Here is a 24,868-nt window from a genome sequence, read left to right as displayed (position 1 = left end):
GCTCCCGGCTGCCTCGATCGAGGAGGACGTCCCCATGACCGGCCCGGCACCCGAGAGCAACGAACCGGCGCACGACCCCGAGGTGCTCCAGCTCGCGACCAAGATCTTCGACCTCGCGCGCGACGGCGACACCGACACCGTCGCCGCCTACGTCGACGCCGGTGTCCCCCCGAACCTGAGCAACGACAAGGGCGACACGCTCCTCATGCTGGCCGCCTACCACGGGCACGCGGAGACCGTCCGCGCCCTGCTCGCGCGCGGCGCCGACGCGGGCCGGGGCAACGACAAGGGCCAGACCCCGCTGGCGGGCGCCGTGTTCAAGGGCGCGGCCGACGTCGTACGGGTCCTGCTGGACGCGGGCGCCGACCCCGCCGCCGGGCAGCCGTCGGCGGTGGACACGGCGCAGATGTTCGGCCGCACGGAACTGCTGGAACTGTTCGGCCGGGACTGACCACGCGCCACCCGGCGGTCCCCGCCCGGCGGATCAGGCGAGCAGCGCGCGGACGAACGTCCCCCGCGTCCGCGCGTACCACTCCCCGATCCGGTCCCAGCGCCTCCAGCCGCCGTACGCGGCGAACGACGCCCGGTACACCGGGTCGCCCCCGCGACCCGCCCCGCCGCGATCGCCTCCCCGACGGCCTCCACCAGCTCCTCCCGCCCCTCACGCGCCAGCCCGTACCCGTCCGCCAGCACCCGCAGGCGCCGTACGGGGCCGAGCCCGCCGCGGCCCGCCGCTCCGGCGGACTCCGGGTCGAGGACGGGCGCCCAGTAGCGCGCGGCCATCGCCAGGTCCCACAGCGGCCGTCCGGGGGCGGCGAGGTCGAAGTCGATAAGGGCGGCGGGGCGGCCGTCACGGAACACCACGTTCTCCGGGCACACGTCGTTGTGGCACAGCAGCGTGCCGCCGCGCGGGTCGGCCAGGTCGGCGGGCCAGGCGGCGGACGCGTCGTGCAGGCGGCGCAGCAGGCCGCCGACGCGGGCGAGCGCGTCCTCCGTCATCGCCCAGGCGGGGAACGGCGGCAGCGGCACGTCGCCCGGCACGAACGCCGGCCGCTCTCGGCGCGCGGCGGTGTCGGGCGCGCCGCCGAACCTGGCCGCCGCCAGGGCGCGGAGGTGCCGGTGGAGGGCGGCGGCGTGCGGCGGCGCGGGCCGTTCGACCTCGTCGCCGTGGCGTACGACCGCGCCCGCGTCGGCCATGCCGCCCGCCAGCGGCACCCCGCCGTGCTCCGCCCCCATGAACCCCCACTTGTCACACTGTCAGACCTTCAGGACCACCTTGCCACTGGTGCGGCGCTCCGCGACACGCCGGTGCGCCTGAGCCGCCTCGGCCAGCGGCAGGACGGCGGCGACCTCCGTCCGCAGCGCGCCCCGGGCGACGAGGGCGGCCAGCCCGTCGAGCCCGGCGCGGTCGGGCTCGACGAGGAAGCCGGTCGCGCGCAGCCCGCGCCGTTCCGCCTCCGATGCCGCCTCCGGATCGAGGCGGCCGGGCACGGCGATCAGCAGGCCGCCGGGCCGCAGGCAGTCGAGCGACCTGCGCTGGTGCTCCGGGTCGCCCACCAGGTCGAGCACCACGTCGGCGTCGCGCACGGCCTCCTCGAACGGCACGCGCGTGTAGTCCACGACGTCCGCCGCGCCGAGGCCGCGCACGAAGTCGTGCTTCGCCGCGCTGGCGGTCCCGGTCACGCGCGCGCCCCGCGCCACCGCGATCTGCACCGCGAGATGCCCCACGCCCCCCGCCGCCGCGTGCACCAGGACGTGCTCCTCCTCCCGCACGTCCGCCGTGTCCACGAGCGTCTGCCACGCCGTCAGCCCGGCCAGCGGCAGCGCGGCGGCCCGCTCGTGGCTCAGCCCCGGCGGCATGCGCGCGAAGTGGCGGGACGGCGCGGTGACGTACTCGGCGTACGCCCCGGCGCGGCGCGGGAACCACGGCATCCCGAACACGTCGTCCCCCACCGCCAGCGTGGTGACGCCGCGCCCGGTCGCCTCGACGGTCCCGGCGACGTCCCAGCCGACCGTGAACGGCGGGGGGCCGACGACGGAGGCCATGCCCTCCCCCTCGCGGGTCTTCAGGTCCACGGGGTTGACGCCCGCCGCGCGCACGCGGACCAGGACCTCGGTGGGCAGCGGCTCGGGGCGCGGGACGTCGTCCGCCAGGGTCAGGACGCCGGGGTCGCCGAAGCGGTCCTGAGTGATCGCTCTCATACGGCCATGCTGGCGCCCCCTGGCCGGGTTCACCACCGGTCCCAGTGCAGCACCTCCTCGCGGGGCACGCGGCGCGCGGGGCGGAAGTCGGTGCCGATCGTGAAGCCGAGCGGGAGGAACGCGGCGAGCATCACGCGCTCGTACGGGACGCCGAGCGCGGCGGCGAGTTCGCGTTCCAGCGGCGCCTGGGCGGTGGTCCAGACGGTGCCGAGGCCGCGGGCGCGGGCGGCCAGCATGAAGCTCCAGGTGGCGGGGAGGATCGACCCCCAGGTGCCCGCCTGGTCGGTGACGGAGGCGCGGTCGGTGCGGCCCTCGACGGCGGGGATGACGAACGCGGGGATGCGGTGCGCGTTGTCGTACAGGTGGCGCAGGCCGCCCGCGATGCGCTCCATGCTGCCGGGGGCGGCGTACATGCGGCGCACGTCGTCGTCGGTGAGCCGCTGGGGGAGGTTGGCGTCGAGGGCGCGGCGGAAGATCCCGGCGACGGTCCGGCGGCGCGCGGGGTCGGTGACGGCGAGGAAGTGCCAGCGCTGCCGGTTGCGGCCGGTGGGGGCCTGGGTGGCGAGGTCCACGCACTCCTCGATCAGGGCGCGCGGGACCGGTCGGGTGAGGTCGAGGCGCCTGCGGACGGCGCGGGTGGTGGACAGGAGCTGGTCGGGGGTGAGGTCGAGCGTCATGCGGGGTCCTTCGCGCGGGAACGGCGGGCGTGGGCCGGCGCCGGACCACATCGCGCATTCGTCTGCGGACTGATGATCTGCGCACCGACGATGCACGAACCTAGGTCCGCGATCGTCGGCTGTCAAACAATCTGCGCCCAGACGTTTTCTGGTACGGTCGGCGGCACCCGGCCCACGAGAGGAACCAGCCCGCCGTGCCGACCAGGACCACACCGCCCACGACCGGCACCGCCGGCTACTTCGCCCGGCTCGCCGCCGAACGCCCCGACATCGCGCTGTGCCGCGCCTCCACCGCCGTCGCCCGCGCCGCCGACACCCACGCCCAGGCCCTCGGCACCGGCGTCGGCCAGCACCTCGTGCTGCGCATGCTGGACGCCGTCGGCCCGTGCTCACAGCGGGCGCTGGGCGAGGAACTGCGCATCGACCGCACCGTCATGGTCGGCATCTGCGACAGCTTGGAGGCGGCGGGCCAGGTCCGCCGCGAGCGCGACCCCGCCGACCGCAGGGCGTACGCCGTCACGCTGACCGACGCGGGCCGCGCGCAGCTCGCGCGGGCCGAGGCGGCGGCCCCCGCGTTCCTCGACCGGACGTTCGCCGCGCTCACCCCGGCGGAGCGCGACCAGCTCGCCGTCCTGCTCGGCAAGCTGCTGCACCCGGCGGACGGGGGCGCCACCGGCGCGTGACCGGCTCAGGCGCCGCCGGTGCGCAGCAGGCCGGGGAGTCCGGCCAGGCCCTCGTCGCCGTGCCCCTGGGCGACGCGGCGCTCCATCAGGGCCATGAAGGGGGCCAGCAGTTCGTTGCCGACGCCCGCCTCCTCCGCCGTGCGGACCAGCGTGCCGTTGCCCGCCGCCATCATCGCGAGGCTGGAGGTCACGCCCTTCGTGAGGTCGCCGCCTTCGAGCTGGGCCGCCACCTCGTGCACGCTGCCGGTCATCGCGCCGAGCCAGTCCGCGAGCAGCCCGGCGAAGTCCCCCGGGGCGACGTCCGCGCCCCCGACGAGGGCGAACGCCTGGGTGACGCCCGCGAACATGCCGGTCATCGCCGTCAGCAGCGCCACGTCGTGCAGCGCCGCGAGCCCGGCGTCCTCACCGACGTACGCGGTGCGCGCCGGGACGGCGAGGACCGCCTCGTGGCGCTCGAACGCCTCGCGCGAGCCGCTGTAGAACACGTACGCGCCCGGCGTCCCGATCATCGGCGGCACGGCCATGATCCCGCCGTCCAGGAAGCGGGCGCCCCGCCCGGCGGCCCAGGCGGCGCGCTCGCGGGCCTCGCCGGGGGTGGAGGTCGTCAGGTTGACGACGTCCTTGCCGGTCAGCTCCGCGTCGGCCAGCGCGTCGCCGACCGACGCGTCGTCCAGCAGGCAGACGACCACGAGGCCGGAGGCGGCGACGGCCTCGGCGGCGGTGGGCGCGGCGGTGGCGCCCTCGGCGACGAGGGGAGCGGCGCGGGACGGGGTGCGGTTCCAGACGGTGACGCGGTGCCCGGCGGCGAGCCAGGCGCGGGCCAGCGCCGTGCCCATGGCGCCGAGTCCGAGGAGGGTCAGGGAAGCCGGCTGTCCGGCGTTGTCAGTCATGCGGATTAGGCTCGTTCACGGTGGAATGAGCATCAAGTACGCACTTCGAAGTGGGCACTCACCTCGGGGTGAGTCGGCAGGTGGGAGGCGTGTGGGATGGCGAGGACACTACGGCCCGGGGCGTACGACTGCGGGATCGACGCGGCGATGGGGCTGATCGAGGGGCGGTGGAAGGTCACGATCCTGTGGGCGCTGGACGAGGGCGCGCACCGCTTCGGCGAGTTGCGCCGGCTGCTGCCGGGGATCTCCGAGAAGGTGCTCGCGTCGAATCTGCGCGAGATGGAGGAGGCGGGCATCGTGCGCCGGGAGGTGTTCGACGAGACGGTGCCGCGCGTCGAGTACTCGCTGACGCCCGCCGGGGTGTCGCTGAACGCGGCGCTGGTCCCGCTGGGCGCGTGGGGCAAGGAGCACATGCTGGGTGTCGCGGCGTACCCGGAGCTGGCGGACCCGGCGGACGTCGCGGTCTGACGCCGCGCGCCGGGCGGGGCGGGGCGGCCCGACGGATGGAACGCTTGCGTTCCATCCGCGTCCCCGCCTACGCTTACCGATGGAACGGAACGGTTCCGTTCCATCTTCATTCCTCCGATCCGCTCCGGTCCCCTCCCCACCCGTTTCTCCGAGGAGCCACCCCATCCACCCCGCCGGTCCCCCCGCCGTCCCGCCCACCGGATCCGAGGCCGATCCTCCGTCCCGCCGCCCCCGGGTGACGGCCGAGCGCGAGACCGAAGTGCTCGCCGCCGTCCTCCAGCTGCTGCACGAGGTGGGATACGAGGGGCTGACGATGGACGCGGTCGCGACCCGCGCGCGCTGCGGCAAGGCCACGCTCTACCGCCAGTGGCGGGGCAAGCCCGGCCTGGTCGCGGCGGCGCTGAACGCGTCGCGCCCCGACGGGTTCGGCCAGGTGGACACCGGGAGCCTGCGGGGCGACCTGCTGGTGATCCTGACCGCCATGGCGAACAAGGCGGCGGACGAGACCGTGCTGATCAGCGGCCTCGCGCGCGCCATGCTCCTCGACAAGGAGCTGGCGAGCACCCTGCGGGAGACCCTCGTCGTCCCGCAGGACGCCATGCTGGCGGCCATCGTCGACCGGGCCGTGGCGCGGGGCGAGCTGCCCGCACGCCCCGCCGCGACAGCCTGGCTCGGCCAGCTGGTGTTCGGCTCGGTGCTCTGCCGCCCGCTGCTCCAGGACGAGTACGCCGACGACGTCTACCTCGTCCGGTTCCTCGACGAAGCACTCCTTCCCGCCCTGCTGCACAGCTAGCCGTGCAGCGATCCGGCCGCCCGGCCACCAGGCCGGCAGCACCATCGGAGCCCACCCGAACCATGGCACAGACCCTCACCACACCGGCCGGTCCGCCGTCCGGCACCGCCGCAGAACGCCCGGGACACCGCTGGTGGGTCCTGGCCGTCATCGCCGTCGCGCAGCTGATGGTGGTCCTCGACGCGACCATCGTGAACATCGCGCTCCCCTCCGCCCAGCACGCCCTGGACTTCTCCGACAGCGGCAGGCAGTGGATCGTCACGTCCTACGCGCTGGCCTTCGGCAGCCTGCTGCTGCTCGGCGGCCGGGTCGCCGACCTCTTCGGCCGCAAGCCCGTCTTCCTCACCGGCCTGGTCGGCTTCGCCCTCGCGTCGGCGATCGGCGGCGCGGCCCCCAACTTCGGGGTCCTGGTGACCGCGCGCGCCCTCCAGGGCGTGTTCGGCGCCCTGCTGGCGCCCGCCGCGCTGTCCCTGCTGTCCACGACCTTCACGGACACCAAGGAGCGCGCCAAGGCGTTCAGCGTCTACGGGGCCGTCGCGGGCGCGGGCGGTGCCATCGGCCTCCTCCTCGGCGGCCTGCTGACCGAGCACCTGAGCTGGCGCTGGACCCTCTACGTCAACCTCTTCTTCGCCGCGATCGCCCTCGTCGGCGGCCTGGCCCTGCTGGCCCGCACCCCGCGCGACCGGTCCATCCGGCTGGACGTGCCCGGCACGGTCCTGGTGTCGCTCGGGCTCTTCTGCGTCGTCTACGGCTTCGCCAACGTCGAGTCGCACGACTGGGCGCACCCCGGCACCTGGGGCTTCCTCATCGCCGGAACGATCCTGCTGGCCGCCTTCGTCCGCTGGCAGCTCCGCGCCCCGCAGCCGCTGCTGCCGCTGCGCGTCCTGCTGGACCGCACCCGCGGCGCGTCGTTCATCGCCGTCCTCATCAGCGGCGTCGGCATGTTCGGGATATTCCTCTTCCTCACCTACTACCTTCAGTCGATCCTCCAGTACACGCCGGTCGAGACCGGGCTCGCGTTCCTGCCGATGATCGCCGCGCTGACCGTCGCGGCCACCCTGTCCACGACGGGGCTGCTCCCCCGCTTCGGGCCCCGGCCGGTCGTGCCGCTCGGCATGGCCGTCGCCGCCGGGGGCCTCGTGTGGCTCACCGAACTGGGCCTGGACAGCTCCTACGCGGCGCACGTCCTGCCGCCGCTGATCGTGATGGGCCTCGGCATCGGCCTGATGATCGCCGCGTCGATGAACCTGGCGATCTCCGGCGTGCTGCCCGAGGACGCGGGTGTGGCCTCCGCGACCGTCAACACCATGCAGCAGATCGGTGGTTCCATCGGCACGGCGGTCCTCAGCAGCCTCGCCGCCGGGGCGTCGGACGACTACCTCGCCACCCACGACCCGCGCGACCCGGTCAACCAGGCCATGGCCGCGCTGGAAAGCTTCTCCACCGCCTACTGGTGGTCGGCGGGCTTCTTCGTCGCCGGCGCGGTGATCTGCCTGTTCGTCTACCGGCGCGGCGTCCCCACACCAGCCGCGGGCGACGCCCCCGCGGTCCACATGTGACCGGAGCACCCGCTCCCCTCGCCGCGGCGACCCGGGCCTGGCTGGCCCGGGTCCTGCGGCCGGGCGAGCGCGTCGAGTCGGCCACCGTCCTGTCCGGCGGCTGGACTTCAGCCATGCGCCTCCTGCGCACCAGCCAACGGGAGCTGGTCCTGCGCCAGTTCACCACCCCGTTCTTCCGCCGCCACGCGCCCGGCCTCCTGACGCGCGAGGCCGACGTCCTGCGCCTCCTGGACGGCAGCGGCATCCCCGCGGCCCGACTGGTCGCCGTCGATCCCACCGGCGCGCACTGCGACGCCCCCTCCCTGCTGATGACCCGCCTGCCCGGCGCGCTGCGCCTTGGCATACGGCGCGACGAACCCGACGCCGCCCCCGCCCTGGCTGCCCTCCTCGCCCGCGTCCACGGCCTGCGGGTGGACGCGGACGCCAGACCGCGCCCGTACCAGGCGTGGACGGCACCGGACCGCGTCCGCGTGCCCCCGGACACCCGCCGGCCAGGGCTGTGGCGGCGCGCCGTCACCGCCATCGACCGCGAACCCCCGCCGTACGAGGGCCGCTTCCTGCACCGCGACTTCCACCCGGGGAACGTCCTGTTCACCCCGGACGGGCGCGTCAGCGGTGTCGTGGACTGGGTGGAGACCTCCTGGGGCCCCGCCGACCTCGACGTGGCCCACTGCGCGACCGCCCTGGCGCTGCTGCACGGCCCGGCGCACGGGCTCGCGTTCGCGGGCCTGTACGAGGCGGCGGGCGGCGTCCTGACGCCCGCGCCCGGCGAGCACCTCCACTGGCGCCTGCTGGACGCCCTGGCCTTCGCCCCGGACGCGGAACGGGTCGTGTCCCCCTGGCGTTCACTGGGCCGCACCGACCTCACCCCCGAGCTGGTCACCCACCGCCTGGAGGACTACATCGACGCGCTGCTCACCCGCTACGCCCCCTGACCGCCCTCCCCTTCGGCAGAGCCGAACAGCGGGCGCGCACCGCTCACCGCGCCCGCGGGAGCACGGCACGGCGCTGGCGGCAACGGTTCGTCGTGGACGCGCCGTTCAGCGCAGGCACCGAGGGCGTCCGTACGTGTCACGGCCGAGCCCCTGGGTCCGTCGCCGAAGGGGTCGCCCTGCTCGCCGCGTCGTCGCATCGCCCGAGTACGGCCGGTGCGGGGACGATCCGGTGCCTTGCGAGCGGACGTACCCGAGGCCCAGGCCAGGGAGCCGCGAGCGGCCGGACGCTCCGGTTGGAGACGGACCCCGGCGAGCGCCAGGCGCGCTGTCCGCGCGACGACCGTGCCCGCCGGGGCGCCGGGGGCACGCCCCCACAGCGCCGCCCCGCGCCCCCGGCGGTGCCGGGGGCGCGGGGCGGCGTACGGGTGGCGGCGGGGTGACCTGGTGTCAGAAGCCGGAGTCGCCCGACGGGTCGAGCGACAGCAGGTCGTCGGGGAAGCCCTCCGGCAGGGCCTCGCCGGAGAGCAGGTCCTCGGGAAGCAGCTCCTCCAGCGCGGCCGGGTCGTCCGCCAGGTCGATCACCCGGGCGCCGCTCGGGGGCGTGAAGTCGAAGACGCTGCCCGCCGGCTGGGCGTAGTCGATCCGCGAGAACGCGACGTCGAGCGTCTGGTCCCCGGCCGTCCGCACCGTCACCGCGAGCGGCACGCCCGTCTCCGCGTCCACGGAGATCCGCGCGGAGGTCGGGCCCGCGTCCCCCGCCTCCTCCCCCAGGACGTCGTCGTGGGGCTCGACCAGCAGCCGGTACGCGTCGCGCCCGGCCACGCGCGCCGTGCCGTCCACCGTGATGTCGGCGTGCTCGCCGAGCCGGTCGAGCAGCAGGTCCGCCGCCTCCTGGGGCGACAGGGCGTCGAACGGCGCCTCGTGCCGCCCGGCACCGGCCTCCGCCTCCGCGGGCACCTCGCCGCGCAGCACGGTCGCGCTCGCGCTGTCGTAGACCCACAGCTCCTCGCCGTCGTGCACGAGTTCCAGCTCGCCGGAGTCCCCCGACCCGCCCGAGACCGTCAGGCGCTGCCGGTCGGGGCCGTCCACGGCGATGTCCACCCGGCCCTCGCCGGTGGCGAGGGCCGCGAGGCGCCCCGCCGGGCCGTCCAGCGAGTCGACCGCCCCGTCCAGGATGCCGCCGAAGTCGGGCACCCCCAGATCGGCCGAGACCCTGACCGTGCCGGACAGCTGGGCCGTCTCCGACTCGGCGATCCGCACCACGAGTTCCTGCGCCGTCACGTCGGGCAGCTCGGGTCCCCCCTCGTTCGCGAGCGCAGGCCAGACCCCGACCCCCACGGCGGCGACACCGGCCGCCACGGTGATCGGGACGGCCGCACGGCGCAGGCTCCTGTGCACAGCCATCCGATATCCCCTCCACTCCGTCTGGACACCTACCAGTGCACCAGCTCGGGACGATCCGGGCATCCACCGGAGGGAGGCATCCGCCCTACTCCCAGCGGATGACCGGCTGTCGTCCAGAGGGCCGGTACCCGTAAGGGTCCGCCGGACACCCCCCGGACCGCGCCCGGCACGACGCGAGGGGGCGCGCGGCCGATGCCGCACGCCCCCTCGTGGTGGGTCGTGGTGGGTCGTGGTGGAGAACGGGTCAGGACGTGCGGACCGCCACCGCGTCGCACAGTTCGGCGAGCGCCGCCTTCGCCGCCATGTCGGGCAGCGGCTCCAGCGTCTGCCGCGCCTGCTCGGCGAACGACAGCGCGTCCGCCCGCGCCCGCGCCAGCGCCGGGTGGGCCCGCAGCCCGGCCAGCGCCTCCGCGTGCCGCGCGTCGTCCGTCAGGTCGCCCGAGAGCAGGTCGAGCAGCGCGCGGTCCCCGGCCGAACCGCCCTTGGCGACCATCTCCCGCAGCCGCAGCACCGGCAGGGTCGCCACGCCCTCACGCAGGTCGGTGCCGGGCGTCTTGCCGGACTCCCGGCCGTCGCTCGTGATGTCGAGGACGTCGTCGGCGAGTTGGAACGCCGTGCCGATGCGCTCGCCGTACTGGGCGAGCGTGTTCACCACCGACTCGTCGGCGCCCGACATCATGGCGCCCATCCGCCCCGCCACGGCGATCAGCGAGCCCGTCTTGCCCGCGATGACGCCGAGGTGGTGCGCGATCGGGTCCTCGCCCTCCTGCGGCCCCGCCGTCTCCTGGATCTGGCCGGTCACCAGCCGCTCGAACGCCTCCGCCTGGATGCGGACGGCCTGCGTGCCGAGTTCGGCCACTATCGAGGAGGCCCGGGAGAAGAGGAAGTCGCCGGTGAGGACGGCCACCGAGTTGTTCCAGCGGGCGTTGGCGCTCGGCACGCCGCGGCGCACCTCGGCCTCGTCCATGATGTCGTCGTGGTACAGCGTCGCCAGGTGCGTCAGCTCGACGACCACGGCCGAGGGCACGACGCCCGGCGCGTGGGGATCGCCGAACTGCGCGGCCAGCAGGAGCAGCAGCGGCCTGAACCGCTTGCCGCCCGCGCGCACGAGGTGCTGCGCCGCTTCCGTTATAAAGAGGACATCACTCTTCGTCGCCTCGACCAGCCCGGCCTCGACGGCTGTCAGACCAGCCTGGACATCGGCTTCCAGGGCCGGGTCCCGCACGCTCACCCCGAAGGGCCCCACGACGGTCACGAGCGCTCTCCCCTGTCTTCCGGTGCGTTGTCCCCCGCAGCGTAGCCGGTCGGTGGTGGATCACCGCCGGGGACGTACCGTCTGTCGTCACGTCCTCGGCACCGGGTGATCAATTCGCCGCAGTCCCGCATCGTTCTCCACAGCTGGGTAACAACCGGACAGCCGTTGCAGATGTTCAGCTAATGTGCTCGGACGAGCACAACGTTGAGGGGAACCCATGCACAGGTCAATCAGGCTCGTCCTGCCCGTGACCGCGGCCGTCGCCGCTCTCGTCCTTACCGGATGCAACGACGACGAGGACGCGGCTTTCGGCCTGGGGGACGGCGGCTCGTCGGAGACTCCGGCCGAGGAGGAGTCCGACGGCGGCACGGAGGTCGAGGACCCCGCGCCGCCCGCCGAGGAGGAGGAATCCGAGGCTCCCGACGCCCCCGGCTCCGACACCGCGGGCACGGGCGACGTGCCGGGTGAGGCGCCCACCGCCGAGCAGCTGGAGGGCGACTGGCAGGTCGGCCCGGACGTCCTCGACCCGGTCTTCCGCTTCCAGGACGGCCAGGCCATCTACCAGGAGGACACCGACATCGAGGGCGCCAACGAGGGCGACGTCTGCGTCGGCCCGGTGATCAACGGCCACATATCGTTCCAGTGCGAGCAGTACGGCGACGAGGCGTGGACCGACACCGAGGCCGACGTCCGGATGGAGGCCGAGGACCACCTCGTCGTCACCTGGAGCTCCGGCCTGGTCCAGGACTACGAGCCCGGCCGTCTCGCCGACTCCTGACACACGCACGGCGACGGCCCGGCGCCCCGGCGGACGCGGGCACCGGGCCGTCGCCATGCCCGTACGCCGGGACCGCCCGACGTATCAGTCCAGCGGCGATTGCCATGGCCACGTAACGATGGATTCTCCCCCGGGCCGGGGGCGGCTAATCTGCCGGGACAGCTTGGTGTACAAGCAGAGCAAAACGAGGGGAAACCATGCACAGGTCCATACGGCTCGCCCTGCCCGCCGTCGCCGCGGCGTCGGCACTGGTACTCACCGGCTGCGGGGACGACTCCGAGCCGCCCTTCGGCGTCGGCGCCGAGGACATCCAGATGCCGGACGACAGCGATCTGCCCGATGTCCCGGACCCCGATGTGCCGGACGAGGAAGACGTGCCGGACCTGCCAGACTTCGACGAGGGCGACTTGGGGAACGGCGATGCCGAGGGCGGCTACGACGGCAGCTGGTACGTCGATCCGAACGACACAGGCGGATCCCACAACCTGGACTTCGTCGGCTCGGGTGTCACCTTCTACGAAGATCTGGGGGCGGAGGGCGATGTCTGCCATGGCACGTTGACCGCGGACACCTTCACGTTCACCGAGTGCAGCGAGTTCGGCACGGAGACATGGGCGGACATGTCGGCGACCACGGTGCTCAACGACGACGGGACGATGACCGTCGTATGGGAGTCGGGGCTTGAGGAGACCTACACCAAGCTCTTCTGAGCCACGCGCGGCGCGCCCCGGGAGGCATGACGGCGGCCCGGTCCCCCACCGAGGGGGCGACCGGGCCGCCGTCTCCGTTCCAGGGCCGTCAGCGCACGAACACGCCCGCCTGGCTCGCCAGGTCGAGGAAGTACTGCGGCGCGACGCCCAGCACCACCGTGACGGCCGCCGCCAGCGCGACCACCGACATCGTCAGCGGGCTCGGGATCACCACCGAGGGCCCCTCGGCCTTCGGCTCGCTGAAGAACATCAGCACGATCACCCGCACGTAGAAGAACGCCGCGACGGCCGACGCGATCACGCCGACCACGACCAGGCCCATCGCCCCCGCGTCCGCCGCCGCCCGGAACACCGCGAACTTCCCGGCGAACCCGGACGTCAGCGGAATCCCCGCGAACGCCAGCAGGAACAGCGCGAACACCGCCGCCAGCAGCGGCGAACGCCGCCCCAGCCCGGCCCACTTGGACAGGTGCGTCGCCTCGCCGCCCGCGTCCCGCACCAGCGTGACCACCGCGAAGGCGCCCAGCGTCACGAACGAGTACGCCGCCAGGTAGAACAGCACCGACGACACCCCGTCCTCGCTCACCGCGACCACACCGGACAGGATGAAGCCCGCGTGCGCGATCGACGAGTACGCCAGCAGCCGCTTCACGTCGGTCTGCGTCACGGCGATGACCGCGCCCGCGACCATCGACGCGATCGCGACGCCCCACAGCACCGGCTCCCAGTCCCAGCGCAGCCCCGGCAGCACCACGTACAGCAGCCGCAGGATCGCGCCGAACGCGGCCACCTTCGTCGCGGCGGCCATGAAGCCCGTCACCGGCGTCGGCGCGCCCTGGTACACGTCGGGCGTCCACATGTGGAACGGCACCGCGCCCACCTTGAACAGCAGCCCCACCAGCAGCATCGCGCCGCCGATCAGGAGCAGCGCGTCGTTCCCCATCGTCCCGGCGAGGCCCGGGTCCAGCGTCCCGATCTCGCCGCGCACGACCTCGCCGATCACCGTGTACGAGACCGAGCCCGCGTACCCGTACAGCAGCGCGATGCCGAAGAGCAGGAACGCCGAGGCGAACGCGCCCAGCAGGAAGTACTTGACCGCCGCCTCCTGCGACAGCAGCCGCCTGCGGCGCGCCAGCGCGCACAGCAGGTACAGCGGCAGCGACAGGACTTCGAGGGCGATGAACAGGACCAGCAGGTCGTTGGCCGCCGGGAAGAGCAGCATGCCGCCGACCGCGAACAGCAGCAGCGGGAAGATCTCCGTCGTCGTGTGCCCGGCCCGCACCGCCTCCTGCTCGGCCCGCCCGCCCGGCACGGCGGCCGGCTGGGCGGCGAACGAGTCGACCGCCGCGCCGTGCGCCGCCGGTTCGAGCCGCCGTTCGGCGAAGAGGAAGACCGACACGAGGCCGACCAGCACGATCACGCCCTGGAGGAACAGCGCCGGGCCGTCCACCGCCAGCGAGCCCATGCCCGCGATCTGCGCCTCGCTCGTCGCGTGCCCGCCGGACGCCAGCACCACCACGGCGGCGAACGCGCCCGCCAGCGCCAGCGCCGACATGACCACCTCGGTCACATACCGGTGCCTGCGCGGCACGAACGCCTCGACCAGCACGCCGAGCACGGCCGCCGCGAAGACGATCAGGCTGGGCGACAGCGCGCTCCACTCGATGTCAGGCGCCTGCAACTCACCCGGGATCATGCGCCACTCTCCTCGCTACCCGACATACCCGCCCTGCCCGCCCTACGCGCGGTCCGGCCCGTTCCGGCCGCGCTCGCCCCGCTCACTCGCCGGCCTCCGCTTCCGCTGTCTCTTCCGCCTCCGCGATCTCGTGCTGCGGCCGCGGATCGTGGCGGTCCACGTCGGACAGCGTGTGCTCCACCGCCGGATCGACGATCTCCGTCAGCGGCCGCGGGTAGACGCCGAGGAAGACCAGCAGCACGATCAGCGGCGCCACCACGGCGACCTCGCGCACGCGCAGGTCGGGCAGCTTCTCCAGGCCCGCCTTGACCGGCCCGGTCATCGTGCGCTGGTACAGCAGCAGCACATACAGCGCGGCCAGCACGATGCCGGTGCACGCGATGATCCCCACCGCCTGCCAGCGGCTGAACGCGCCGACCAGCACCAGGAACTCACTGACGAACGGCCCCGTCCCCGGCAGCGACAGCGTCGCCAGGCCGCCGACGAGGAACGTCCCGGCCAGCACCGGCGCCGTCTTCTGCACGCCGCCGTAGTCCGCGATGAGCCGCGACCCGCGCCGCGCGATGAGGAAGCCGGCGACCAGCATCAGCGCCGCCGTGGCGATGCCGTGGTTGATCATGTACAGCGTCGCGCCGCCCTGGCCCTGGCTGGTCATCGCGAAGACGCCGAGCACGATGAAGCCGAAGTGGCTGATGGACGCGTACGCGATCAGCCGCTTCATGTCGCGCTGCCCGATGGCGAGCAGCGCGCCGTAGACGATGCTGACGAGCGCCAGCGTCACGACGACCGGCGTCGCCCACTCGCTCGCCTCCGGGAACATGCCGAGGCAGAACCGCAGCATCGCGAACGTGCCGACCTTGTCCACCACGGCCGTGATCAGCACGGCGACCGGCGCGGTGGACTCGCCCATCGCGTTCGGCAGCCACGTGTGCAGCGGCCACAGCGGCGCCTTGACGGCGAAGGCGAAGAAGAAGCCGAGGAACAGCCAGCGTTCGGTGTCCGCCGCGAAGTCGAGTTCACCGGACTGCCGCGCCTCCAGGATGGCCTGGAGGGAGAACGTGCCCTCGGGCAGCTGGTCGGCGGTCGCCACGTACAGGCCGATCACCGCGGCCAGCATGATGAGGCCGCCCGCGAGGTTGTAGAGGAGGAACTTGACCGCCGCGTACGACCGCTGGCGCGCCTGGCCCTCCTCGCCCTGCTCCCCCGCGCGGTCCCCGAAGCCGCCGATGAGGAAGTACATCGGGATCAGCATGGCTTCGAAGAAGATGTAGAAGAGGAAGACGTCGGTCGCGGCGAACGAGACGATCACCATCGCCTCGACCATCAGGATCAGCGCGAAGAAGCCCTGGGTGGGCCGCCAGCGCCGGTTCGCGGGGGTCTCGCCGTCCACCGGGTCCGCGTCGTTCCAGCCCGCGCCGATGAGGAACGGGACGAGCACGGCCGTCAGCGCGATCATCGCGACGCCGATGCCGTCCACGCCCAGCTCGTACCTGACGCCGAAGTCGGGGATCCAGGACCGCGACTCGGTGAGCTGGAACCGGTCGGCGCCCGGCGCGGTGTCGAAGCGCAGCACGACCGCCGCCGCCAGCGCCACCGTGAGCAGCGAGAAGCCGAGCGCCAGCCACTTCGCGGCCGTCCGCCGCGCGGCGGGCACCGCGGCGGTGACGACGGCGCCGAGCGCCGGGGCCACCGCCGTGGCCGTCAGCAGGGGAAATGACATGTCAGACCGCCCTCATCAGCAGGGTCGCGGCGACGAGCAGGGCCGCGCCGCCGAACATCGAGACCGCGTAGGAGCGGGCGAAGCCGTTCTGCACGCGCCGCAGCCGCCCGGAGAGGCCGCCGAACGAGGCGGCCGTGCCGTTGACCACGCCGTCGACCAGCTTGTGGTCCACGTAGACGAGCCCCCGGGTGAGGTAGCTGCCGGTCTGGACGAACGCGGCGTGGTTGAAGTCGTCCTGGAGCAGGTCGCGGCGCGCCGCGCGGGTGAGCAGGCTCCCGGCCGGCGCCACCGCGGGCACCGGGCGGCGGCCGTACTGGAACCAGGCGCCGGCCACGCCGAGGACCATCACGGCGGTCGCGGCGATCGACACCTGGCCGTGGCTGACGGGCGAGTCGCCGTGCGCCAGGCCGGTGACGGGCTCCAGCCAGTGGACGAACGACTCGCCCGCGTCGAAGAGGAAGCCCGCCGCGACCGCGCCGACCGCCAGGACGATCATCGGGACGGTCATGGTGAGCGGGGACTCGTGCGGGTGCGGCTCGTGCCCGTGCGCGTCCGGCTGCCAGCGCTGCTCGCCGAAGAAGGTCATCAGCATGATGCGCGTCATGTAGTACGCGGTGAGCGCCGCGCCCAGGAGCATCACGCCGCCGAGGACCCAGCCCTCGGTGCCGCCCTTGGAGAAGCCGGCGTAGATGATCTCGTCCTTGGAGAAGAAGCCGGAGAGGTAGGGGAAGCCGATGATCGCGAGGTAGGCGAGGCCGAAGGTCGCGAACGTCACCGGCATGTGCCTGCGCAGCCCGCCGTAACGCCGCATGTCCACCTCGTCGTTCATGCCGTGCATGACCGAACCGGCGCCCAGGAACAGCCCGGCCTTGAAGAAGCCGTGCGTGACCAGGTGCATGATCGCGAAGACGTAGCCGAGCGGGCCGAGCCCGGCGGCCAGCATCATGTAGCCGATCTGCGACATCGTGGACCCGGCGAGGGCCTTCTTGATGTCGTCCTTCGCGCATCCGACGATCGCGCCGAACAGCAGCGTCACCGCGCCGACGACGACCACCACCGTCTGCGCGTCGGGCGCCGCGTCGAACACCGCGCCCGAGCGGACCACCAGGTAGACGCCCGCGGTGACCATCGTCGCCGCGTGGATCAGGGCCGAGACCGGGGTCGGGCCCTCCATCGCGTCGCCCAGCCACGACTGGAGCGGCACCTGCGCCGACTTGCCGCAGGCGGCCAGCAGCAGCATCAGGCCGATGCCGGTCAGCGTGGACTCCGAGGCGGTCGTCGCGTTCGGCAGGACCTCGGAGAACGCGAACGTGCCGAACGTGGTGAACATCAGCAGGATCGCGATGGACAGGCCCACGTCGCCGACGCGGTTGACGACGAACGCCTTCTTCGCCGCCGTCGCCGCGCTCGGCTTGTGCTGCCAGAAGCCGATCAGCAGGAACGAGGCGAGGCCCACGCCCTCCCAGCCGACGTACAGCAGCAGGTAGTTGTCGGCGAGGACCAGCAGCAGCATCGCGCCGAGGAAGAGGTTCAGGTAGCCGAAGAAGCGGCGGCGCCGCTCGTCGTGCTCCATGTACCCCACCGAGTAGAGGTGGATCAGCGTGCCCACGCCCGTGATCAGCAGCACGAACGTCATCGACAGCTGGTCCAGCTGGAACGCGACGTCGGCCCGGAAGTCCGCCACCGGCACCCAGCTGAACAGGTGCTGGTGCAGCGTCCGCTCCTCCCCCGTCCGGTCCAGCAGGTCGAGGAAGAGCGCCACGGCGAGGACGAACGAGACGGCCGCCATGGCCAGGCCGAACCAGTGGCCCGCGCGGTCCAGGCGCCTGCCGCCGAGCAGCAGCACGGCGGCGCCCAGCAGCGGTGCCGCGACGAGCAGTCCGATCAATGACTCCACGAGAACGCTCCCACAATTTCCCTCGGGATTCCTTTGGCCCTACAGCTTCATCAGGCTGGCGTCATCGACCGAGGCCGAGTGCCGGGAGCGGTAGACCATGACGATGATGGCCAGCCCCACGACGACCTCCGCGGCGGCCACGACCATCACGAAGAACGCCATGATCTGGCCGTCGAGATTGCCGTGCATGCGGGAGAAGGTGACGAGCGCGAGGTTGGCGGCGTTGAGCATCAGCTCGATGCACATGAACACGACGATGGCGTTGCGCCGCAGCAGCACCCCGGCGGCGCCCAGCGTGAAGAGCAGGGCGGCGAGGTAGAGGTAGTTCTGCGGGTTCACTTCCTGGCCTCCTCGGCCTCGGACGCGTCGGCGGCGTCGGCGGCGCCGGCGTCGGCGTCGGTGGTGTCGCCGCCGCCGAGCGCCGTGCCCTGCGGCACGGAGACGGGCGGCGTGGGACGGCCCTGGTACGCGGCGGTGCGCTGTTCGAGGGCGGCGAGGTCGGCGAGCGCCTGGCCGTGGACCTCCCGCACCTGACCGCGCCCGCGCAGCGTCGCGTTGACGGTCAGCTCGGACGGGGTGCCGTCGGGCAGCAGGCCGGGGATGTCCACGCCGTTGTGGCGGGCGTAGACGCCGGGGGCGGGCAGGGGCGGCAGCTGCGTGCCCTTGCGCACGCGCTCCTCGGCCTGCTCGCGCTGCGTCTTGTTCCGCTCGACGCGCTCGCGGTGGGTGAGCAGCGTGGCGCCGAGGGCGGCGATGGTCAGCAGCAGGCCCGTCACCTCGAAGGCGACGACGTACCGGGTGAACAGCAGGGACGCGAGGCCCTGCACGTTGCCCTGCGCGTTGGCCTCGCCCAGGCCGGTGAACGAGCCGGTGGACGCCTGGCCGATGCCCGCGACCAGCAGCAGCCCGAGGCCCAGGGCGCAGCCGGCCGCGAGCCAGCGCTGCCCGGACAGCGTCTCCTTGAGCGAGTCGGCCGCGCTGACGCCGACCAGCATCAGGACGAAGAGGAAGAGCATCATGACCGCGCCGGTGTAGACGACGATCTGGACGACGCCCAGGAAGTACGCGCCGTTGGCGAGGTAGAAGAGCGCCAGCAGCACCATCGTGCCGGCGAGGCACAGCGCGGAGTGCACCGCGCGGCGCAGCAGGAGCGTGCCGAGTCCGCCGAGGACGGCCAGCGGGGCGAGGAGCCAGAACTGCACGGCCTCGCCGGTGGAGGTGGAGGTCTCGGCGGCGAGCGTGCCGAGCGTGGTCACGGTGCTCATGCGTGGCCCCCCGGTACGCGGGCGGCCGGGTCGGTCAGCCTGGACGCGGCGGTCACCGGGTCCTCGTCGCCGTCCTGGGCACCGCCGGGGACCTCACCCTTGGACCCCTCGCCCTTCGACCGGGCCACCTGCCGCTCGGTGCCCGGCGCCGCGCCGGTGACCTCGCCCCGGTAGTACGACTGGTCGTCGGTGCCGGGGTACATCGCGTGCGGCGCCTCGACCATGCCGTCCGTGAGTCCGGCGAGCAGCTCCTCCTTGGTGTAGATCAGGGAGGCGCGGGTGCGGTCGGCCAGCTCGTACTCGTTCGTCATGGTGAGCGCCCGGGTGGGGCACGCCTCGACGCACAGGCCGCACAGGATGCAGCGCAGGTAGTTGATCTGGTAGACGCGGCCGTAGCGCTCGCCCGGGGAGTAGCGCTCCTCCTCGGTGTTGTCCGCGCCCTCCACGTAGATGGCGTCGGCGGGACAGGCCCAGGCGCACAGCTCGCAGCCGATGCACTTCTCCAGGCCGTCCGGGTGCCGGTTGAGCTGGTGGCGGCCGTGGAAGCGCGGGGCGGTCGGTTTCTTGACCTCCGGGTACTGCTCGGTGAGGCGCTTCTTGAACATGGCCTTGAAGGTCACGCCGAAGCCGCCCACCGGGTTGTGGAACTCAGGCATCGTCGGCCTCCTTTCGGGGAGTCTCGGGGTCGGCGTCCTCGGGGGCCGTGGTCACACCGGCGACGGTCGCCGGGACCCGCGCCCGCGACGGGCGGCGCGGCACGGCGGGCAGGGTCTGCCCCGGCAGCGGCGGCACGGGGTAGCCGCCCGCCATCGGATCGAAGACGGGTTCGGGACGCGCGGCCTCGGCGTTCTCCCGCTCCTGGTCGGCGCGGTCGCGGAAGATGTCCACGACGAACGAGATCAGCAGCAGCGCCAGGACGCCGCCGCCCACCCACAGGAGGATGTCGCGGAAGGCGTAGTCCTCGTTCTGCATCGCGCGGACGGTGGCGACGAGCATCAGCCACACCAGCGCGATGGGGATGAGGACCTTCCAGCCCAGGACCATGAACTGGTCGTAGCGCACGCGCGGCAGAGAGCCGCGCACCCAGACGAAGAAGAAGATGACGGCCGCGGTCTTCGCGAGGAACCACAGCATCGGCCACCAGCCGGAGTTCGCGCCCTCCCAGAAGCTCAGCGGCGCCGGTGCGCGCCAGCCGCCCAGGAAGAACGTCGTCATGAGCATCGAGACCGTGACCATGTGCACGTACTCGGACATCATGAAGAACGCGAACTTGATCGAGGAGTACTCGGTCAGGTAGCCGCCGACCAGGTCGCCCTCGGACTCCGGCATGTCGAACGGCGCGCGGTGCGCCTCGCCGACCATCGCGACCATGTACATCAGGAACGAGACGGGCAGCAGGATCACGAACCAGCGGTCCTCCTGCGCGTCCACGATGGCCGAGGTGGACATCGACCCGGAGTAGAGGAAGACCGCCGCGAAGCTCAGCCCCATCGCGACCTCGTACGAGATCACCTGCGCCGTGGCGCGCACGCCGCCGAGCAGCGGGTACGTCGAGCCGGACGACCAGCCCGCGAGCACCGTGCCGTACACGGCGATGGCGGACGTGGCCAGGATGTACAGCAGGGCCACCGGCAGGTCGGTGAGCTGGAGGACGGTCTCGGTGCCGAAGATGCTCACCGGGTCGTCCGCCGGGCCGAACGGGATGACCGCGACGGCCATGAACGCCGGGATCGCGGCCAGCAGCGGCGCGAGGAGGAAGACGACCTTGTCGGCCGCCTTGACGTTGATGTCCTCCTTGAGCATCAGCTTCACGCCGTCGGCGAGCGACTGGAGCATGCCCCAGGGGCCGTGCCTGTTGGGGCCGATGCGCAGCTGCATCCAGCCGACGACCTTGCGCTCCATCACGATGCAGACCAGCACGAGCAGCATCAGGATCGCGAAGCAGCCCACCGCCTTGACCAGGACCAGCCAGAACGGGTCCTGGCCGAACATGGACAGGTCGGCCTCCTGCGCGAGCGCTGTCAGCGGCATCATGCGTTCACCTCCTCGGCGACCGGTGCGGCGTCCGGGGTCCCGGTCGCGGGGGACACGCGGACGACCTGGCCCGGGACGGTGCCCAGGTCCGCGAGGGCGCCTTCGCCGGTGGAGTTCAGCGGCAGCCAGACGACGCGGTCGGGGATCTCGGGGGTGACGCGCAGCGGCAGCGTCACCGTTCCGGCGGGTCCGGTGACGGTGAGCGGCTCGCCGTCGGCGACCCCGGCCTCGCGCGCGGTGGCGGGCGAGAGGCGGGCCAGGGCGGCGTGCCGGGTGGCGGCGAGCGCGGTGTCGCCGTACTGGAGCCTGCCCTGGTCGAGCAGCAGGCGGTGGCCCGCGAGAACGGCCTCGCCCTCCTCGGGGCTGGGCAGTTCGGCGGGCGTCGCGGTCGGGCCGAGCGGCAGGTCGCCGGTCCACAGGGGCAGGCCGTCGAGTTCGCGGCGCGCGCTGTGCACGTCGGGCAGGCCGAGCGGCGCGCTCCCCGAGCCGTCCACGGCGGCCAGGGCGTCGGCCAGCATGTGCAGGGCACGCCCGTCGGCGACGACGTGGCGGCGCGTCATCTGGTCGGGCTTGATGGCGGCGGCGAACGAGCGGGCGCGTCCCTCCCAGTTGAGGAACGTGCCGTCCTTCTCCGCGACGGCGGCCACGGGCAGGACCACGTGCGCGGCCTCGGTGACCTCGGAGGGCCGCTGCTCCAGGCTGACGAGGAACCCGCCGGCGGCGACGGCGGCGAGCGCCGCGCGGGCGCGCGCCGGGTCGGGCAGGTCGGTGACCTCGACGCCGCCGACGACCAGCGCGCCGAGACGGCCGGACGCGGCGGCCTCGACGATGGCGGCGGTGTCGCGGCCCGCGCCCTCCGGCAGCGTCCCGACGCCCCAGGCGGTGGCGATCTCGCGGCGGGCGCGTTCCGACCGCTCGGGACGGCCGCCGGGCAGCAGCCCCGGCAGGGCGCCCGCCTCGATGGCGCCGCGCTCACCGGCGCGGCGGGGAATCCACGCGAGCCGGGCGCCGGTCGCGGCGGCGGTGGCGACGGCGGCGGTGTACCCGCCGGTGACCTGCGCGAGCCGTTCGCCGACGACCAGGACCGCGCCCTCGGTGCGCAGCGCCTCGGCGGCCTGCCTGCCGTGGTCGTCCAGGCTGTCTGAGCCGGTGGCCAGGGCGTCCAGCCAGTCGGGCTCGGTGCCGGGCGCGGCGGGCAGCAGCGTGCCGCCCGCCTTGGCGATGCCGGGGGTGAGGTGCGTGGCGACCGACCAGACCTTCAGGCCGCGCTTGCGGTACGCCTTGCGCAGCCGCAGGAAGACGCCGGGCGCCTCCTCCTCCGACTCGAAGCCGACGAGGACGACGGCCTTCGCGTGCTCCAGCGTGGTGTGGGTGACGCCGGTGCCGTCGAGGTCCACGCCGCGGCCCGCGACCTGCGCGGCGAGGAACGCGGCCTCCTCGGCGCTGTGCGGGCGGGCGCGGAAGTCGATGTCGTTGGTGCCGAGCGCGACGCGCGCGAACTTGGCGTACGCGTAGGCGTCCTCGACGGTGACCCGGCCGCCGGTGAGGACGGCGGCGCCGCGTTCCCGTGCCGCCGCGAGCCCTTCGGCGGCGACGCGCAGTGCCTCGGGCCAGCTGGCCGGCTCAAGACGGCCGGTCTCCGCGTTCCGCACGAGCGGTCCCGTGAGGCGGTCGGCGGTCTGCGCGTACCGGAAGCCGAAGCGTCCCTTGTCGCACATCCACTCCTCGTTGACCTCGGGGTCGTTGACCGCGAGGCGGCGCATGACCTTGCCGCGCCGGTGGTCGGTGCGCGTGGCGCAGCCGCCGGAGCAGTGCTCGCAGACGCTCGGCGAGGAGACGAGGTCGAACGGGCGGGCCCGGAAGCGGTAGGCGGCCGAGGTGAGCGCGCCGACCGGGCAGATCTGGATCGTGTTGCCGGAGAAGTACGACTCGAACGGGTCGCCCTCGCCGGTGCCGACCTGCTGGAGCGCGCCGCGCTCGATCAGCTCGATCATCGGGTCGCCCGCGACCTGGTTGGAGAAGCGGGTGCAGCGGGCGCACAGGACGCAGCGCTCGCGGTCGAGGAGGACCTGCGCCGAGATCGGCACGGGCTTCTCGAACGTGCGCTTCACGCCGTCGAAGCGCGTCTCCGGGTCGCCGGTGGACATGGCCTGGTTCTGGAGGGGGCACTCGCCGCCCTTGTCGCAGACCGGGCAGTCCAGCGGGTGGTTGATGAGCAGGAGCTCCATCACGCCGCGCTGCGCCTTGGTGGCGACGGGCGAGGTGAGCTGGGTGCGGACGACCATGCCCTCGGTGCACGTGATGGTGCAGGAGGCCATCGGCTTGCGCTGCCCCTCGACCTCCACGATGCACTGGCGGCAGGCGCCCGCCGGGTCGAGCAGCGGGTGGTCGCAGAACCGGGGGATCTCGATGCCGAGTTCCTCGGCGGCACGGATGACCAGGGTGCCCTTGGGCACGGAGATCTCGATGCCGTCGATGGTCAGCGTCACCAGGTCCTCGGCGGTGGCCTTCGCCGTCCCGTCGGTGGTGACCGTCACGCGTTCACCTCCTGGTGAGCCGATGCCGTGGTGCCGTCGTCCGCCCAGACGGTGGACTTGGCGGGGTCGAAGGGGCAGGCCCGTTCGGTGATGTGCCGCTCGTACTCGTCGCGGAAGTACTTCAGCGACGAGAAGATGGGGCTCGCGGCGCCGTCGCCGAGGGCGCAGAACGACTTGCCGTTGATGTTGTCGGCGATGTCGGCGAGCTTGTCGAGGTCGCCGCGCAGGCCCTTGCCCGCCTCGATGTCGCGCAGCAGCTGGACGAGCCAGTAGGTGCCCTCGCGGCAGGGGGTGCACTTGCCGCAGGACTCGTGCGCGTAGAACTCGGTCCAGCGGGTGACGGCGCGGACGACGCAGGTCGTCTCGTCGAAGACCTGGAGGGCCTTGGTGCCGAGCATGGACCCGGCGGCGCCGACGCCCTCGTAGTCGAGCGCGACGTCGAGGTGCTCCTCGGTGAACATCGGGGTGGAGGAGCCGCCCGGGGTCCAGAACTTGAGGCGGTGCCCGGGGCGGATGCCGCCGCCGAGGTCGAGGAGCTGGCGCAGCGTGACGCCGAGCGGCGCCTCGTACTGTCCCGGGCGCGCGACGTGTCCGGAGAGCGAGTAGAGCGTGAAGCCGGGCGACTTCTCGCTGCCCATCTCCCGGAACCACTCCTTGCCCCGGTCCATGATCGCGGGAACCGAGGCGATGGACTCCACGTTGTTCACGACGGTGGGGCACGCGTACAGGCCCGCGACCGCGGGGAAGGGGGGGCGCAGCCTGGGCTGGCCGCGGCGGCCTTCGAGCGAGTCGAGGAGCGCGGTCTCCTCACCGCAGATGTACGCGCCCGCGCCCGCGTGGACGGTGATGTCGAGATCGCCGCCCGCGCCGAGCACGCCTTCTCCCAGAAACCCCGCCGCGTACGCCTCGGCGACGGCCGCCTGGAGCCTGCGCAGGACGGGGACGACCTCGCCGCGCAGGTAGATGAACGCGTGGTTCGAGCGGATCGCGTGGCAGGCGATGATCATGCCCTCGATGAGGGAGTGCGGGTTCGCGTAGAGGAGCGGGATGTCCTTGCAGGTCCCGGGCTCCGACTCGTCCGCGTTCACCACGAGGTAGTGCGGCTTGCCGTCGCCCTGCGGGATGAACTGCCACTTCATCCCGGTCGGGAAGCCCGCGCCGCCGCGGCCGCGCAGCCCGGCGTCCTTGACGTACGCGATGACGTCGTCAGGCGCCATCGCCAGGGCCTTGGCGCTGCCCCGGTAGCCGCCGTGGTCGCGGTAGACCTCGATCGACCAGGACTTGTCCACGTCCCAGAAGGAGGACAGGACGGGCGTCAGCAGCTCCTGCGCGCCCCCGTCGCCGCGTTCGGTCGCGGTGGTCATG

General features: G+C 73.2%; 22 protein-coding genes and 1 pseudogene. 8 read left to right on the top strand and 15 right to left on the bottom strand.

Annotated elements, in window-relative coordinates:
• The first annotated feature begins 34 nt into the window (after nt 1-34).
• Nucleotides 35-451 (top strand): ankyrin repeat domain-containing protein, encoded by a 417-nt coding sequence (locus tag ACL02R_RS04305; protein ID WP_412795492.1) that lies wholly within the window; start codon nt 35-37, stop codon nt 449-451.
• A gap of 33 nt (nt 452-484) precedes the next feature.
• On the opposite strand, the pseudogene ACL02R_RS04300 reads toward ACL02R_RS04305, so the two are convergent.
• The 3 genes and pseudogenes from ACL02R_RS04300 to ACL02R_RS04290 form a co-directional block, all read right to left on the bottom strand.
• Nucleotides 485-1,236, bottom strand: a pseudogene (locus ACL02R_RS04300) (phosphotransferase).
• A 21-nt stretch (nt 1,237-1,257) separates the two neighbouring features.
• Nucleotides 1,258-2,202, bottom strand: coding sequence for an NADP-dependent oxidoreductase (locus ACL02R_RS04295; RefSeq protein WP_412795491.1), 945 nt, complete (start codon nt 2,200-2,202; stop codon nt 1,258-1,260).
• Between the two features lie 29 nt (nt 2,203-2,231).
• Nucleotides 2,232-2,879, bottom strand: coding sequence for a nitroreductase family protein (locus ACL02R_RS04290; RefSeq protein WP_362966995.1), 648 nt, complete (start codon nt 2,877-2,879; stop codon nt 2,232-2,234).
• 194 nt (nt 2,880-3,073) lie between these two features.
• On the opposite strand from ACL02R_RS04290, the gene ACL02R_RS04285 reads away from it, so the two are divergent.
• On the top strand, nt 3,074-3,562 hold the full coding sequence (locus ACL02R_RS04285; RefSeq protein WP_412795490.1) for a MarR family winged helix-turn-helix transcriptional regulator: 489 nt from the start codon (nt 3,074-3,076) through the stop codon (nt 3,560-3,562).
• Between the two features lie 5 nt (nt 3,563-3,567).
• On the opposite strand, the gene ACL02R_RS04280 is transcribed toward ACL02R_RS04285, so the two are convergent.
• The gene (locus ACL02R_RS04280; protein WP_412795489.1) at nt 3,568-4,452 is read right to left on the bottom strand and encodes an NAD(P)-dependent oxidoreductase; all 885 of its coding nucleotides are present in this window, start codon (nt 4,450-4,452) and stop codon (nt 3,568-3,570) included.
• Nucleotides 4,453-4,548: 96 nt separating this feature from the next.
• Here ACL02R_RS04280 and ACL02R_RS04275 point away from each other — a divergent pair, with 96 nt between their 5' ends.
• From ACL02R_RS04275 to ACL02R_RS04260, 4 genes are all read left to right on the top strand, one after another.
• Nucleotides 4,549-4,920: a winged helix-turn-helix transcriptional regulator gene (locus ACL02R_RS04275; RefSeq protein WP_412795488.1), complete on the top strand. Its 372-nt coding sequence runs from the start codon at nt 4,549-4,551 to the stop codon at nt 4,918-4,920.
• Between the two features lie 235 nt (nt 4,921-5,155).
• Entirely contained in the window at nt 5,156-5,713 is a 558-nt protein-coding gene (locus tag ACL02R_RS04270; RefSeq protein WP_412795487.1) for a TetR/AcrR family transcriptional regulator, read from the top strand.
• Between the two features lie 62 nt (nt 5,714-5,775).
• Nucleotides 5,776-7,272 (top strand): MFS transporter, encoded by a 1,497-nt coding sequence (locus tag ACL02R_RS04265; RefSeq protein WP_412795486.1) that lies wholly within the window; start codon nt 5,776-5,778, stop codon nt 7,270-7,272.
• The gene (locus ACL02R_RS04260; protein ID WP_412795485.1) at nt 7,269-8,207 is read left to right on the top strand and encodes a phosphotransferase family protein; all 939 of its coding nucleotides are present in this window, start codon (nt 7,269-7,271) and stop codon (nt 8,205-8,207) included. Before ACL02R_RS04265 ends, ACL02R_RS04260 begins: the two co-directional genes overlap by 4 nt.
• Before the next feature lie 447 nt (nt 8,208-8,654).
• Here ACL02R_RS04260 and ACL02R_RS04255 read toward each other — a convergent pair whose 3' ends face one another.
• Nucleotides 8,655-9,611: a LolA family protein gene (locus ACL02R_RS04255; RefSeq protein WP_412795484.1), complete on the bottom strand. Its 957-nt coding sequence runs from the start codon at nt 9,609-9,611 to the stop codon at nt 8,655-8,657.
• Nucleotides 9,612-9,855: 244 nt separating this feature from the next.
• Entirely contained in the window at nt 9,856-10,866 is a 1,011-nt protein-coding gene (locus ACL02R_RS04250) for a polyprenyl synthetase family protein (RefSeq protein ID WP_412795483.1), read from the bottom strand.
• 217 nt (nt 10,867-11,083) lie between these two features.
• Between ACL02R_RS04250 and ACL02R_RS04245 the strand changes: the two genes are divergently transcribed.
• Both ACL02R_RS04245 and ACL02R_RS04240 read left to right on the top strand, forming a co-directional pair.
• Nucleotides 11,084-11,644, top strand: a complete 561-nt coding sequence (locus ACL02R_RS04245; RefSeq protein ID WP_412795482.1) for a hypothetical protein — start codon at nt 11,084-11,086, stop codon at nt 11,642-11,644.
• Between the two features lie 197 nt (nt 11,645-11,841).
• Nucleotides 11,842-12,354, top strand: a complete 513-nt coding sequence (locus tag ACL02R_RS04240; RefSeq protein WP_412795481.1) for a hypothetical protein — start codon at nt 11,842-11,844, stop codon at nt 12,352-12,354.
• 88 nt (nt 12,355-12,442) lie between these two features.
• Here ACL02R_RS04240 and nuoN read toward each other — a convergent pair whose 3' ends face one another.
• From nuoN to nuoF, 9 genes are all read right to left on the bottom strand, one after another.
• Nucleotides 12,443-14,050: an NADH-quinone oxidoreductase subunit NuoN gene (gene nuoN, locus ACL02R_RS04235; RefSeq protein WP_412795480.1), complete on the bottom strand. Its 1,608-nt coding sequence runs from the start codon at nt 14,048-14,050 to the stop codon at nt 12,443-12,445.
• Nucleotides 14,051-14,132: 82 nt separating this feature from the next.
• Nucleotides 14,133-15,770, bottom strand: coding sequence for an NADH-quinone oxidoreductase subunit M (locus ACL02R_RS04230; protein ID WP_412795479.1), 1,638 nt, complete (start codon nt 15,768-15,770; stop codon nt 14,133-14,135).
• Between the two features lies 1 nt (nt 15,771).
• A complete protein-coding gene (gene nuoL / locus ACL02R_RS04225) occupies nt 15,772-17,667 on the bottom strand; it encodes an NADH-quinone oxidoreductase subunit L (protein WP_412795478.1) in 1,896 nt (631 codons plus the stop codon).
• A 39-nt stretch (nt 17,668-17,706) separates the two neighbouring features.
• The gene (nuoK, locus tag ACL02R_RS04220) at nt 17,707-18,006 is read right to left on the bottom strand and encodes an NADH-quinone oxidoreductase subunit NuoK (RefSeq protein WP_362966967.1); all 300 of its coding nucleotides are present in this window, start codon (nt 18,004-18,006) and stop codon (nt 17,707-17,709) included.
• On the bottom strand, nt 18,003-18,932 hold the full coding sequence (locus tag ACL02R_RS04215) for an NADH-quinone oxidoreductase subunit J (RefSeq protein ID WP_412795477.1): 930 nt from the start codon (nt 18,930-18,932) through the stop codon (nt 18,003-18,005). Before ACL02R_RS04215 ends, nuoK begins: the two co-directional genes overlap by 4 nt.
• Nucleotides 18,929-19,588 carry an NADH-quinone oxidoreductase subunit NuoI gene (gene nuoI, locus ACL02R_RS04210; RefSeq protein WP_412795476.1) on the bottom strand — a complete coding sequence of 220 codons (660 nt, stop codon included), beginning with the start codon at nt 19,586-19,588 and terminating at the stop codon, nt 18,929-18,931. Before nuoI ends, ACL02R_RS04215 begins: the two co-directional genes overlap by 4 nt.
• Nucleotides 19,581-20,963, bottom strand: a complete 1,383-nt coding sequence (nuoH, locus tag ACL02R_RS04205; RefSeq protein ID WP_412795703.1) for an NADH-quinone oxidoreductase subunit NuoH — start codon at nt 20,961-20,963, stop codon at nt 19,581-19,583. The genes nuoI and nuoH overlap by 8 nt, the downstream gene beginning before the upstream one ends.
• The gene (locus ACL02R_RS04200) at nt 20,963-23,503 is read right to left on the bottom strand and encodes an NADH-quinone oxidoreductase subunit G (RefSeq protein WP_412795475.1); all 2,541 of its coding nucleotides are present in this window, start codon (nt 23,501-23,503) and stop codon (nt 20,963-20,965) included. Before ACL02R_RS04200 ends, nuoH begins: the two co-directional genes overlap by 1 nt.
• Nucleotides 23,500-24,867, bottom strand: a complete 1,368-nt coding sequence (nuoF, locus tag ACL02R_RS04195; RefSeq protein ID WP_412795474.1) for an NADH-quinone oxidoreductase subunit NuoF — start codon at nt 24,865-24,867, stop codon at nt 23,500-23,502. Before nuoF ends, ACL02R_RS04200 begins: the two co-directional genes overlap by 4 nt.
• Between the last annotated feature and the right edge of the window lies 1 nt (nt 24,868).

This window comes from Streptomyces sp. MS19, assembly GCF_047200595.1.
Lineage (GTDB): Bacteria > Actinomycetota > Actinomycetes > Streptomycetales > Streptomycetaceae > Streptomyces.
This window is presented reverse-complemented; position numbering and strand designations above follow the sequence as displayed.

Excerpts from the sequence above, each read along its gene's own strand:
- ACL02R_RS04275 (WP_412795488.1), top strand. The coding sequence starts at position 4,549 with ATGGCGAGGACACTACGGCCCGGGGCGTACGACTGCGGGATCGACGCG.
- nuoF (WP_412795474.1), bottom strand. The coding sequence starts at position 24,867 with ATGACCACCGCGACCGAACGCGGCGACGGGGGCGCGCAGGAGCTGCTG.
- ACL02R_RS04230 (WP_412795479.1), bottom strand. The coding sequence starts at position 15,770 with ATGTCATTTCCCCTGCTGACGGCCACGGCGGTGGCCCCGGCGCTCGGC.
- ACL02R_RS04265 (WP_412795486.1), top strand. The coding sequence starts at position 5,776 with ATGGCACAGACCCTCACCACACCGGCCGGTCCGCCGTCCGGCACCGCC.
- ACL02R_RS04215 (WP_412795477.1), bottom strand. The coding sequence starts at position 18,932 with ATGAGCACCGTGACCACGCTCGGCACGCTCGCCGCCGAGACCTCCACC.
- ACL02R_RS04295 (WP_412795491.1), bottom strand. The coding sequence starts at position 2,202 with ATGAGAGCGATCACTCAGGACCGCTTCGGCGACCCCGGCGTCCTGACC.
- ACL02R_RS04290 (WP_362966995.1), bottom strand. The coding sequence starts at position 2,879 with ATGACGCTCGACCTCACCCCCGACCAGCTCCTGTCCACCACCCGCGCC.
- ACL02R_RS04245 (WP_412795482.1), top strand. The coding sequence starts at position 11,084 with ATGCACAGGTCAATCAGGCTCGTCCTGCCCGTGACCGCGGCCGTCGCC.
- ACL02R_RS04280 (WP_412795489.1), bottom strand. The coding sequence starts at position 4,452 with ATGACTGACAACGCCGGACAGCCGGCTTCCCTGACCCTCCTCGGACTC.
- nuoI (WP_412795476.1), bottom strand. The coding sequence starts at position 19,588 with ATGCCTGAGTTCCACAACCCGGTGGGCGGCTTCGGCGTGACCTTCAAG.
- nuoN (WP_412795480.1), bottom strand. The coding sequence starts at position 14,050 with ATGATCCCGGGTGAGTTGCAGGCGCCTGACATCGAGTGGAGCGCGCTG.
- nuoH (WP_412795703.1), bottom strand. The coding sequence starts at position 20,963 with ATGCCGCTGACAGCGCTCGCGCAGGAGGCCGACCTGTCCATGTTCGGC.
- ACL02R_RS04255 (WP_412795484.1), bottom strand. The coding sequence starts at position 9,611 with ATGGCTGTGCACAGGAGCCTGCGCCGTGCGGCCGTCCCGATCACCGTG.
- ACL02R_RS04240 (WP_412795481.1), top strand. The coding sequence starts at position 11,842 with ATGCACAGGTCCATACGGCTCGCCCTGCCCGCCGTCGCCGCGGCGTCG.
- ACL02R_RS04305 (WP_412795492.1), top strand. The coding sequence starts at position 35 with ATGACCGGCCCGGCACCCGAGAGCAACGAACCGGCGCACGACCCCGAG.